The sequence below is a fragment of the Cyclobacterium roseum genome (genome assembly GCF_010119225.1).
GTDB classification, from domain to species: Bacteria; Bacteroidota; Bacteroidia; order Cytophagales; family Cyclobacteriaceae; genus Cyclobacterium; species Cyclobacterium roseum.
The window spans coordinates 52,964-64,522 of record NZ_WNKF01000012.1 but is presented as its reverse complement, the minus strand read 5'-3'; the positions used below and the strand labels follow the sequence as shown (position 1 = coordinate 64,522).

Genomic DNA, 11,559 nt, shown 5'->3' with positions numbered 1-11,559 from the left:
CTGACTTATTAATTTATGGATAAAATAACACTGTTTTGGTTCCGAAGAGACCTGAGGCTGGAAGACAATCTGGGACTCTATTATGCCCATCAAAACGAAGCGCAGGTTTTGCCGCTTTTTATTTTTGACACCGAAATACTGGACAAACTGGAGGAGAAAAAAGATGCCCGCGTGCAATTCATTCACGAACAGGTACAAAGGCTAAGGGACGAACTAGCCTCCTATCAAAGTTCCCTGCTGGTCCGTCATGGCAAGCCATTGGATATCTTTCGCTCATTGACCCGGGAATACGCGATTCAGAACGTGTATACCAACAGGGATTACGAGCCCTATGCTAAAAAAAGGGATAAGGAGGTAGCGGCGTTTTTGCAGGAAGAAGGCATTGATTTTTACGATTTTAAAGATCAGGTGATTTTTGAAACGGATGAAATCACTACGGACAAAGGTGATTTTTACAAGGTCTTTACTCCCTACAGCAAACGCTGGCTGCAAAAATTCGAAGCGGCCCGAATTACTCCTGTAAGTCTGGATGGAAGGAAAAAATCCTTTTACCAAACAAAACCAATGTCATTGCCCAGTTTGAGAGCCATCGGCTTTGAGGCTTCGGAAACCACCATACCGCCGGCAGAGGTAAACAAAAACCTGATCCGTAAATACGACCAAACCCGGAATTTTCCTGCGAAAGGGGGTACCAGCCGGTTGGGCATCCACCTTCGGTTTGGCACCATCAGCATTCGTAAACTGGCACTGGAAGCAGCAGCGTTAAACGAAACCTACCTTAACGAATTGATCTGGAGGGAATTTTACATGATGATTCTTTACCATAACCCTGAAGTGGTGGAAAAGGCTTTTAAACCTGCCTACGACCGCATTCCCTGGAGAAATGATGAAAAAGAATTTTCCAGCTGGTGCGAAGGAAAAACCGGTTACCCCATGGTGGATGCGGGCATGCGGGAATTGAATACTACGGGCTACATGCACAACCGGGTACGCATGGTCACGGCCAGTTTCCTGACCAAACACCTGCTTATAGATTGGCGCTGGGGAGAGGCCTATTTTGCTAAAAAGCTACTGGATTATGAATTGTCCTCCAACAACGGTGGCTGGCAATGGGCAGCAGGCACGGGCACCGATGCTCAGCCCTATTTCCGGATTTTCAATCCCGCTTCGCAATTAGAGAAATTTGATAAGGACAGGAAATATGTCAAACACTGGCTGCCTGAATTTGGAACGGATAAGTACCCGGAGCCTATCGTGGATCACAAAGCAGCCCGGGAGCGCGCACTGGCAGTGTTTAAGGAAGCGCTTAATAAATAGGATCGGAAAATCAATTTAAAGATTTAAAATTCCGCACTTGGCTGCGACGTTTTGATTTTGGACACCTATATGATTTTAAAGTCAAGGTAGTGGGTTTCCTGCCGGAGCCTCAGGAGATCAGGTGCTGGTCAAAGCCCAGTGCTACCAATCGCTCAAATGCGGTCCACACTTCTTCCGGAATGTCCTGATGAATTTGAAAGCCTTTTTTCGGGTATTCCCTAATGCGCTGTAGGTCCCCCACCATGGATTGAATAATTATTTCCAGGGAAATGGAATCGGAGGGATAATCTTCAAGGGAAATGCGCGGACTGGTCACGAGCACGGATTTATCGGGCCAGTATTTTTTAAAGGTGGCATAGGCACGCCGCTCCATATACGGTTTCTGAACGATAATAAAGGAGTGGGGATCCAATCCCTTGCTTTTCAATAGTTCCTGGGTAAACCGGATGTTTTCCCCGGAATTGGTAGAACGGCTCTCCAGCAGCATGGCTTCATCCGGCACGCCCATCCGCCGGGCAATCCGACCAAAAATAACCGCTTCCGGATCTTCCCAAACACCTGCGGTAAAATTACCCAACCCCCCCGAAAAAATCAGAAGGGGAGCCATTTCTTCCAGCCAAAGTGCGGCGCCTCGTTCGGCCACCCGTGGATCATGACTACCCAACACCAGGATCGCATCGCTTTTCTGAATGGTATGGCGAAGCTGATGGTAATCCCATAATCGCCTGGCTAATTCCTTTACTTCCTGGGTGACTGGTGGTTGCTTATCTGTTAACATTCTTCCTATCGGCTGTCGTAAACCTTATAAGGTATATCCTTTCTTGTTAAAAATTCAATATACCGTCGGGAATGGTTAAATTCAAAATCCCAGTAGAAAAACATGCCTTCCAGACTCAAAGAAGTTCAAACAAGCCCATGAACCAAGCCCAACACCAGTCCTTATTCAATCTTTTTGACCGCTATGTTCCGGTCCTAAGTATTGCCGAGCCGACCTTTCCTTTTCAGCCCAATACCTATCGGGAAGCAATGGTGAAAAATAATTTTCAAACCGTGCTGGTGCAATCCGATGATGGCCTTCAGAAATTTGACAACGGAGATTCGGACCTATCTCCCGTCAGCAAGGCTGATCTGATGAATGGCAATACTCCTCTGGTCCGGGCCTTCGAAAAACTGCTCTCCAACAGGCGGTTCTTTATCGAGACGGAAGGGACGATTTCCCATATTGTCACCCAAAGCGATCTGGACAAAATTCCTATGAGGCTGGTGGTATTTGGGTATATAAGTACCTGGGAAACCTTTCTCAGGGAGCTTATCAAACATACAATCCCGGAATGGCAAGCCAGCCTGTCAGAGGAACGCTTGGCTTCTGCCCAGGCGCTATATCAACTCAAATTGCGAAGAAACGAAGAAATTGACCTGATTCAGTGCTTGCAATTGGCGGACCTGGGGAGTATTTTTTCCAAGCAAAAACGATTCAAAAGCCTGATGCCCGGGGCCAGCAGAGATCAATACGATGCCATGGTCCGGAACATTGGCAAACTGCGGGACGCGCTGGCCCACTCTCAGCCCAGCCTTCCCTTTTCCTGGAAGGAAATCCATGCGCAGCTTGCCTTTATGCGGCAGGCCATACATTTGAACTCCTGATGCTTTAACACCAGACACGGATCCACGGCAAGATAGGCAAGCATTGTTTATTCATGATCCGAATTTTGTTAATTTTGATCTTAAATCCAGCTTCCAGACAGTTTACACGTCCTAAAATTTTATTGGCGGCTTCCGTTTCGGTTTTAATCCTTGCCTTCCGACAACCTTTTATTGCCGGGACCAATGAATTTTGACATTCTATTTATATTATTGTATGTTTTTCTATGGCGAAACTACCCAACATACAGCGGGGCAAAATTTATATCATGCTGGCCATCCTGACATGGTTTGCGCTGCTATTTGTGGATCTGGTGCGATTGTTCGGTGAAATCAACCAAATGGAAGGGGGAATTTCGCGCGAAATAACCTGGATTCTGGAAATAATCTTTTTTATCGTCCTCTACCTCTATTTCGGCGATTCTATTAGTAAAAATGAAAACAGCAATTTCCTAAACCTGATCTGGAGGGCAGCTTCCACCGGATTGATGGCTACCATTACTTCTTTTTTAATTATTTATTTTTATTACCTACTGGATGGAAGTCGCTTATCAGAAGACCCGCTACTCAGAAATTTTTTCTACCACGTTAATTTTGCCCTGACCTCTTTGTTTTTGATCTCCTCTGCGCTGCTTTGGAAGCACCTGATCCTGTACCAAAAAAGCAAGGCCGTGGTGCAACAATGGCAGGCATACGAAGTCATCCTGCTTATTAGCATGTTTTTCGTACTCATCAATCAGGAAAGCTATGATTATGGCTTTATGTTTGGCCTGATATTCCTGATCATCTACGGCATCATATTATCGGTCAACTTAAAATGGATCCCCTACCTGACGTTTAGGGAAAAATGGAAGTCCATCCTATTTCTTGCCATTATCATAGCCAGTACCGCCTACCTGCTGGTACAATTGGTGTCGTATAATCAAAAAAACATTGATTTTGTCAATCTAAGCGAAAACCTCTTTCTTCTCGGCCTCTTTGCTTTTGTGTTGATTTATGCGGTGTTCAGTTTTCTGGTCACCTTATTCAACTTACCCACCTCCTCCGTTTTTGAACAGAAACTAACGGAGGCCATTAGTTTTCAGAAATTGAGCCAATCGATCCAGCCCGGAGAAAATGAGGAACAGGTGTTGGATATATTGATGGACAGTAGCATGAGTGCCGCCTATGTAGATGCCGCCTGGCTGGAGCTCCATGCCCAGGTGGAGGAAGATCAGCCTGGCAAAATCCTTCATCAAAAGTTCATTAGCAATGGCGAAAGACAAGATCTCATGGCAATATTGAAAAAAACAGAACCTTTTGCCAGTTATCTAAACGAGCAGGAAGGAGGCAAGTTGGAGTATATTTACGGTAAGATACCTCACGAAACCTTTCAATCCGTATTGATTATTCCCATCCGGGCAAACAAAAAGATATTGGGTGACCTGTTTTTGCTCAAAGAGGTAAAAGACGGGTTCAACAAAGAAATGATCAATATCATTTCTACTTTCGTGGGCCAAACCTCGATTTCCATAGAAAATTACCGCCTCCTGAACGAGGCCATCAAAAATGAGCGTTACCGTGAAGAACTGGAAATTGCCCAACGCGTTCAGCGGAGTCTTTTACCTTCGGAACTGCACCACAATGAATGCTTTGAAATAGATGGGTTTTCTGCCGCTGCGGACGAGGTGGGCGGCGATTATTATGAAACGTATCGCTTTGACCGGGATCATTTTGCACTTATTATTGGAGACGTATCCGGAAAAGGAACTTCTGCCGCCTTCAACATGTCCCAAATGAAGGGCGTGTTTCACAGCCTGGTACAACTAAACCTGGGCCCTAAAGATTTTCTGACAAAAGCCAACAGTGCCCTGAGCCGCTGCCTGGAAAAAAACAATTTCATTACCACTACGTACTACACGGTCAATACCCGTGAAAAGGAGATCCGTTTTGCACGAGCGGGACACTGTCCCACGCTGTTTTATTCCGAAGAGCGAGGAGCCTCCCGCTTCCTTGACATCAAGGGAATGGGCCTGGGCATCGTACGGAACCTCAGCTTTGAACAATATATCGAGGAAGGCAAAATGAATTACCTGCCCGGGGATGTCATGGTAATGTACACGGACGGAATCGTGGAGGCCAAAAATGAGAATGGGCAGGAGTTCGGGTACGATAATTTGCGAAATATACTGGACAGGAATTACCATTTGAGTGCCCGGGAAATCAGAACGAAAATAATTGAGTCTGTCTTCGCATTTGTGGGCAAGGAAATCCTTCCCGATGATGATTATTCCCTATTGGCGATCAAATTTAAAGCATAAACTTAATCATTTGTAAAGCGTATAATCGAGTATGTTATCAATCAATATGACGGCTGCCCGGGAACACCTGGTCATTGCCTTGAATGGGGAGGTCGATGCGAGTAATTCGGTCGAACTGGATGAGGTGATACAGGAGGCACTTTCCGGAAGCGTCCAGAAAATTCTGGTCGATGGCAGAAATCTGGAATACATCTCCTCTGCGGGGCTAGGGGTATTTATGTCCTACCTGGAAGACTTTCGGGAGAAGAACGTAGCCTTCGTCATTTTTGGTTTGAACGAGAAAGTGATGAACGTATTTCATATCCTTGGACTGGACCAACTCATCCATATTAAAAACACACAGGAGGAAGCCGAAGAATCGCTTTATGACGCATGAACTAAAGCTATATTGCGAAAAGAGCCGGTTGGCTGAGCTCCGCTCCTTCATTGCGGAAGCCCTGTCGGCTACCCAACTCAGCGCCATCAGTCAAAATCAATTGATTTTAGCAGTAGAAGAGGTCTGTGCCAACCTTATTATCCATTCTCACGATTGCAATCCACTAAGTCATATCTGGCTAACGATTCATTTAAATCCTGAGCGCATCATTTTTGAAATCAAAGATTCTGGAAAAGCATTCAACATCATCGAATATAAATCACCAGAAATCAATGCGGTAATCAGGGAGAAAAGAAAAGGGGGGCTCGGGCTGCTTTTGGTCCGCAAAATCATGGATAAAATCGAATTTGAAACCGACCACGCATTCAATACCTGTCGGTTGATCAAAAAATTGAAATCCAAATAAATGTTAAATCCGCTCACATATCCCTGCCATCCTCCCGTATTGTGGGGTAAAATTCGTAACATTGCGGATTAGAAAGCATCATTTGTCCTATGAATTTAACGCATGTATGTTTCCTTTTTTGGGGAATTTTATCTGCCAGTGCGGTCCAGGTTCCTGAAAAATTCAGGGATGATCCGGGCTCATCGGACTATCTGATCAAAATTGCCGATACTCCCTCTGACAAGGAGGAGTTTGTCTATATCCTAACTAAAAACCGGCAAAATCAGGAGGGAGCCCTAAGTCGAGCGGAATTTGAAGAAAACTTCGACCTGTTTATTGACTATAAACTAAAGGTAAAACATGCCATTGATCTGGGACTGGACCAATCGGAGGAGTTCCGGACCGAATTTGAATCCTTTCAGAAACAACTCATCAAACCCTACCTGTTGGAAAACGACTTGCAGGAAGGTGAACTAAGACGGGTTTACCACCGGATGCAGGAAATGGTAAAGGCAAGTCATATTTTACTTCAGTTCCCTCCCAATGCCAGCAGCGAAGACTCCATCGCTGTTTTCAGAATGGCAGAGAAACTCAAGGCAGCGGCGGAGAATGGGGAAGACTTTGCCGAACTGGCATCCCTTCATTCAGAAGACCCTTCCGCCCAAACCAATAAAGGCAACCTGGGGTACTTTACCGCCCTTCAAATGGTACTGCCTTTTGAAGAAGCCGCCTATTCGCTGTCCGTTGGAGCGATTTCAGAGCCGGTCCTTTCCGATTTCGGCTACCATATTATCCGGCTGGAAGACCGCCGGCCAAATCCCGGGCAGGTGCGGGTATCCCACCTCTTGCTCCGAGTTGATCCGGAGCAGCCCGAAAGCGAGGCACTCGCCCAACGGAAAATTGCAGAACTTTTCGAAAAAGTACAAAGCAACCCTGAAATATGGCCGGAACTGGTGAGTACCTACTCAGAAGATGCAGGAAGTAAGTCCAACAAGGGACTGGTACCCTGGTTTGGAGTGGGTTCCCTGGTTCCTGAATTTGAACAGGCCGCCTTTTCCCTGGACGAGCCCGGAACTATTTCCAAGCCCGTCAAAACCCAATATGGCTATCACTTGCTGAGATTGGAAGACCAACGGCCGGTACCTCCTTTCGAGGAGCTCATGCCCACAATAAAATCCAGAATCCTGCGCGACAGCCGCTCGGAGATGCTCCGCAGCCAGGTGATGGCACAGCAAAAATCAAAATTGGGGGTACGTGAAAATTCCAGCCTTTGGAAAAAAATCGAGGAAACAGTAAAGAGCAGCCAGGGAAAAGCGATCTCCGAATTATTGGGCAACCTCGAAACTGCCGAATGGAAGCAAGACAGCCTTATTTGGTCGGAATGGAAACAGGCAAGCCCTCAGGACTTTGCCCGGTTCCTAGAATCCCAAATTGGATCTGCTGATTCGCTGGTGCAGCAGCCCTTTGAGTTCTGGTACGAACGGTTTATGACCACGTTGCTTAGCGAATGGGAAGCTGCGCAGCTATATGCTTCCAATCAGGAATACCGGCAACTGGTAAATGAATACCGGAATGGCATGTTGCTGTTTGAGCTGATGAATAATGAGGTGTGGCAAAAAGCAGTCGACGACAGTCTGGGACAACGAGATTATTTTGGGGAACACCGGGAGAAATACCGCTGGGGAGAACGCCAACCCGCCTTTATTTTGAAAGCGGATGCAGGTAAGGACCTCTCGGAGGTCAAAAGCTGGCTCTCTACCCAGTCCTATAAGGAGGGTCTGGAAGAAACGGTAAAAAAGCAATTTCTTTCCGAAGACCCTTTAAAATTCACGATCGAACAAGGGGTTTTTGAGATTTCCGGGAAAGAAATTCTTTCTGACCTGAATCCAGCACAATCCTTTCATACGATTTCAAAAGATGGCGAAACGATACTGCTAGTCACTGGAGAAAAAATCCCGGCACAAGGGAAAGCCTTTGAAGAAACCAGGGGCAAATTGATTCAGGATTACCAGCAGTTTCTGGAAAAAAAGCTTATGGCTACATTAAGAGATACATACACCATCCAAATCAACGAGGATGAAAAAGAAACTACCTATCGGGAACTTACGAAGTAAAGCGGCTTTGGCCCTAAGTAGTTTACTGCTGCTTAGCTCCTCCTGTGACTTTTTTCGGATCAAGACCGAAGAAGAAGACCCGGACAACCCCGTGGTGGCATCGGTTGGAACCGCCAATCTATACCTGACCGATATTGATCATATCAGCAAAGAAATGGCCTCCGGCCTGGATTCCGCAGACCTGGTAAACCGGTACGTACAGAGTTGGATAAAAAAGCAATTGATGATCCGGGAGGCAAGAGAAAATATAACCCTGGACGAAGCCGAAATAAATCGCAAACTCCTGGACTATCGTTATGCACTGATTGCTTATGAATACGAAAAAAATTTCGTGGAGGAAAGTCTGGACAGAGAAGTCACTTCTGAGGAAATTGCAACCTACTACGAAGCCAACAAGCAGAATTTTGCCCTGAAAGAAATAATCGTCCGTACCAATTATATCAAATTGGAAAAATCCCTGCCCCAAAAACGGCAACTGGAGCGTTTGTTGGGTAATGACCGGGAAGAGCAAGGAGATGAACTAAAGGACTTTGCTATTCGTTATGCCAACAATTATTTCATTGAGGATTCTACCTGGGTTAAATTCGATGACATTATCATCAATACGCCCCTTACTCAGAACAATAACCAGGTACAACTGCTTCAAAACGAACGATTGATCAATGTAGATGACGAAACCTACTCGTACTATTTTAAGATTCTGGAGTACCGTTTGCAGGATCAGGTTCCGCCGCTTGAATTTGTCAGAGACGAAATTTCCAAGATTATCGTTAACAAGAGGAGGGTGGAGTTAGCCGACAAATTAAAAAGAGATATTTACAACCATGCACTTGAAAATAATGAGTTTACCATTTATGAATAACTGGTCCAGAAAATTAACCGTACTATTGCTTACAGGACTTGTATTCAATCAAATCACCTGGGCACAAGATACCGATAGCACCCTGGCGAGCAGTGAAAAACCGCCTTCTGAAGAAAAGCCCAGTGGGCAGGTGTTAGATAAAATTATTGCCAAAGTGGACAATTACATCATTCTGGAGTCCGACTTGCAGAAAGCGTATCTGGAAGCCATCTCTCAGGCCCAGCAAGGCATGGAAACACCCACGCGATGCCAGATATTTGAGTCCCTTCTTATTAATAAGCTGATGATGGCCAAATCAGAAATCGATTCGGTAATCGTGTCGGAAGCAGAAGTGATCATCCAAACCGACCAACGGTTCAATATGGTGCTTCAGCAATTCGGTGGAGACGAGGAGACCCTGATTGAAGCCTATGGCAAAACCGCCGATCAGCTAAAGAGTGAAATACAGGATGCGGTAAAAGAACAGATGGTGGTACAGAAAATGCAGGGAGTCATAACCGAAGGCCTGGAAGTATCTCCCAATGATGTCCGGAAATTTTACGGATCCATACCCAATGATTCGCTTCCCTTTTTCTCGGCTGAGGTCACGGTGGGCCAAATAGTCAAAAAGCCCGAAGTAAGCCAGGCTGAGAAAGACAAGGTGGTGGAGGAACTACTTTCCATCAAGCAACGAATTTTGGATGGGGATGCTGATTTTGCGAGCATGGCCACCCAATATTCCGAAGATCCGGGTTCTGCTGCTCAGGGTGGTGATTTGGGCTTTTTCAAAAGGGGGGAACTGGCTCCGGAATACGAAGCTACCGCCTATGAACTGAAACCGGGAGAAATCAGTGATCCGGTGGAAACCATGTTCGGCTTTCACATGATCCAACTGCTGGAAAGAAGAGGAAATACCTTTAATTCCCGGCATATTTTACGCATCCCTACGCCATCTGAAAGCGACATTGAAAAGGCCGAAAGGTATCTTGACAGCCTGCGACAATTGATCGTGGAAGAAAAAATCACCTTTGCCAAAGCGGCTAAAGAATACTCAGACGACAGGGAAACTTCTGACAACGGTGGTTTCTTTACCGATCCCGGAAACGGCTCCAATAAACTGACATTACGAACCTTGGAAGATCCGGTACTTTATTTTACCCTGGACAGTATGGAGGTAGGAACCCTCACTAAGCCTATACGCTATGAGGACGAAGATCCCCGAACAGGCCGATCCGAAGCGGGTGTGCGCCTTCTGTTTTACAAAGAGCGATTTCCCGCGCACAGGGCTAATCTTTCGGACGATTACGAAAAATTAAAAGCAGCCTCCCGTAGGAAAAAGGAAGAGGAGATATTATCCAATTGGTTTGTATTGGCCAAAGAGGAAGTATTTATAGACATTGATCCCCAATACGATCGCTGTGAAGTACTGACAGATTAGATTAATGTTCGATGCTGTATTGAAGGGATGAGCTCTTGCTCTATCAGCTCTATTCGGCGAGTTAAGAAAAATCAAGTGCCGCTGGCATTGACGAAAGGCCGGTTCCTTTGTTGGGCTTGCTGTCGGTTTTAAAAACACCTACGCTATTTTACTCGGGATCGTAGCTCTTGCGCTGGCCTACCCGGTGCCTGCCAACAGGGCATTCGGTTTTATTGCGTATTAGGCACGAAGAAAACCGTCGAGGTCTCGAAGACCTCAACGGTTATCAATATTGTTCTCTGTGTTCTCAGTGAAAAAATTACTTGTTGGCAAGTACCACTTTCTGCTTTAAAAATTGGCTAAAATCCCGGATTCTCTCCGAATCATGATACTTAAGGGCAGTGATGGAAAATTGATAGGCTACCAGCGGATTGCCTTCGTTAAAATACCGGATCGCCTGGTTAAAATATTGAAGGCCCAGGAGATTTTCAAGATTGATTTTCTGGTAAATTTCAGGGGAGGAAAAAGACGCAGCATTTTTAGATTCTTCCCACAACGTTTTATTCCCGGAATAACCGCTCAGGTATTGTTCTTTCTGGACCGGATCCGCAATAAAACCGCCCTGAGGGTCGGTCACTTCCAGCAGCAATTGCCTATCCTTCACGGCCACCTGTAAAAACACATGATAGGAAGTCTCGATTACTTCGTAAGAAAATTCGAAATGATCCAGCAGCGCCGCTAAAATGAGTGAACCGCTGACACAGTCGTAAAGCCCCTCGTTCAAGGCATCCTGATCCAGGGTAAATTGCCGGTATTTGTGAAATAAATGTTGGTGCGATCGATAAAAAATGGATCGTACCATCCTTTCCGAATTGCCAAAACGGTCAAAATCCCTTTCCAATTTCTGATACAGGGAGGCAAAGGGGTCACTTTCGGCTACCCAAGCTTGAATCAGGGGTTGCACGTTTTCTGGAGGAGTGGAGGTCATCCATGCAGACTCCTTCCCCTTCCCGGCAAACAACAGCCCCGGTATGCAAAACAGCCCTATACATAAAAGAAACCAACGCATTTCTATAGATTAATCCAATGTTAACATAAGTTAACAATTTCTTAATATAGAAACAAAAAAAATATCCCTTCTGTTTAGAAAGGATATTTTTTTGCGTGT

General features: G+C 45.6%; 10 protein-coding genes. 8 read left to right on the top strand and 2 right to left on the bottom strand.

The annotated features are described in order from the left end of the window. Positions 1-15: 15 nt before the first annotated feature. Positions 16-1,317: a cryptochrome/photolyase family protein gene (locus tag GJQ68_RS16500; RefSeq protein WP_162418408.1), complete on the top strand. Its 1,302-nt coding sequence runs from the start codon at positions 16-18 to the stop codon at positions 1,315-1,317. Positions 1,318-1,426: 109 nt separating this feature from the next. Here GJQ68_RS16500 and GJQ68_RS16495 read toward each other — a convergent pair whose 3' ends face one another. After that, complete coding sequence (locus GJQ68_RS16495; RefSeq protein WP_162418407.1) at positions 1,427-2,095, bottom strand: YdcF family protein; 669 nt, start codon at positions 2,093-2,095, stop codon at positions 1,427-1,429. Positions 2,096-2,166: 71 nt separating this feature from the next. On the opposite strand from GJQ68_RS16495, the gene GJQ68_RS16490 reads away from it, so the two are divergent. The 7 genes from GJQ68_RS16490 to GJQ68_RS16460 all read left to right on the top strand — a co-directional run bounded on the left by GJQ68_RS16490 (position 2,167) and on the right by GJQ68_RS16460 (position 10,412). Next, positions 2,167-2,961, top strand: coding sequence for a hypothetical protein (locus GJQ68_RS16490; RefSeq protein ID WP_162418406.1), 795 nt, complete (start codon positions 2,167-2,169; stop codon positions 2,959-2,961). A 224-nt stretch (positions 2,962-3,185) separates the two neighbouring features. Next, positions 3,186-5,258: a GAF domain-containing SpoIIE family protein phosphatase gene (locus GJQ68_RS16485; RefSeq protein ID WP_162418405.1), complete on the top strand. Its 2,073-nt coding sequence runs from the start codon at positions 3,186-3,188 to the stop codon at positions 5,256-5,258. A 31-nt stretch (positions 5,259-5,289) separates the two neighbouring features. Next, positions 5,290-5,634 (top strand): STAS domain-containing protein, encoded by a 345-nt coding sequence (locus GJQ68_RS16480; protein WP_162418404.1) that lies wholly within the window; start codon positions 5,290-5,292, stop codon positions 5,632-5,634. Further along, positions 5,624-6,040: an ATP-binding protein gene (locus GJQ68_RS16475; protein WP_162418403.1), complete on the top strand. Its 417-nt coding sequence runs from the start codon at positions 5,624-5,626 to the stop codon at positions 6,038-6,040. The genes GJQ68_RS16480 and GJQ68_RS16475 overlap by 11 nt, the downstream gene beginning before the upstream one ends. An 89-nt stretch (positions 6,041-6,129) precedes the next feature. Beyond that, complete coding sequence (locus GJQ68_RS16470; protein ID WP_162418402.1) at positions 6,130-8,133, top strand: peptidylprolyl isomerase; 2,004 nt, start codon at positions 6,130-6,132, stop codon at positions 8,131-8,133. Continuing rightward, on the top strand, positions 8,096-8,995 hold the full coding sequence (locus tag GJQ68_RS16465) for a peptidyl-prolyl cis-trans isomerase (RefSeq protein ID WP_162418401.1): 900 nt from the start codon (positions 8,096-8,098) through the stop codon (positions 8,993-8,995). The genes GJQ68_RS16470 and GJQ68_RS16465 overlap by 38 nt, the downstream gene beginning before the upstream one ends. Continuing rightward, the gene (locus GJQ68_RS16460) at positions 8,973-10,412 is read left to right on the top strand and encodes a peptidylprolyl isomerase (RefSeq protein WP_162418400.1); all 1,440 of its coding nucleotides are present in this window, start codon (positions 8,973-8,975) and stop codon (positions 10,410-10,412) included. Before GJQ68_RS16465 ends, GJQ68_RS16460 begins: the two co-directional genes overlap by 23 nt. A gap of 298 nt (positions 10,413-10,710) precedes the next feature. Here the strand turns inward: GJQ68_RS16460 and GJQ68_RS16455 are convergent, their stop codons facing one another. Beyond that, positions 10,711-11,460 carry a hypothetical protein gene (locus GJQ68_RS16455; protein ID WP_162418399.1) on the bottom strand — a complete coding sequence of 250 codons (750 nt, stop codon included), beginning with the start codon at positions 11,458-11,460 and terminating at the stop codon, positions 10,711-10,713. Between the last annotated feature and the right edge of the window lie 99 nt (positions 11,461-11,559).

Excerpts from the sequence above, each read along its gene's own strand:
- GJQ68_RS16500 (WP_162418408.1), top strand. The coding sequence starts at position 16 with ATGGATAAAATAACACTGTTTTGGTTCCGAAGAGACCTGAGGCTGGAA.
- GJQ68_RS16495 (WP_162418407.1), bottom strand. The coding sequence starts at position 2,095 with ATGTTAACAGATAAGCAACCACCAGTCACCCAGGAAGTAAAGGAATTA.
- GJQ68_RS16490 (WP_162418406.1), top strand. The coding sequence starts at position 2,167 with ATGGTTAAATTCAAAATCCCAGTAGAAAAACATGCCTTCCAGACTCAA.
- GJQ68_RS16485 (WP_162418405.1), top strand. The coding sequence starts at position 3,186 with ATGGCGAAACTACCCAACATACAGCGGGGCAAAATTTATATCATGCTG.
- GJQ68_RS16480 (WP_162418404.1), top strand. The coding sequence starts at position 5,290 with ATGTTATCAATCAATATGACGGCTGCCCGGGAACACCTGGTCATTGCC.
- GJQ68_RS16475 (WP_162418403.1), top strand. The coding sequence starts at position 5,624 with ATGACGCATGAACTAAAGCTATATTGCGAAAAGAGCCGGTTGGCTGAG.
- GJQ68_RS16470 (WP_162418402.1), top strand. The coding sequence starts at position 6,130 with ATGAATTTAACGCATGTATGTTTCCTTTTTTGGGGAATTTTATCTGCC.
- GJQ68_RS16465 (WP_162418401.1), top strand. The coding sequence starts at position 8,096 with ATGAAAAAGAAACTACCTATCGGGAACTTACGAAGTAAAGCGGCTTTG.
- GJQ68_RS16460 (WP_162418400.1), top strand. The coding sequence starts at position 8,973 with ATGAGTTTACCATTTATGAATAACTGGTCCAGAAAATTAACCGTACTA.
- GJQ68_RS16455 (WP_162418399.1), bottom strand. The coding sequence starts at position 11,460 with ATGCGTTGGTTTCTTTTATGTATAGGGCTGTTTTGCATACCGGGGCTG.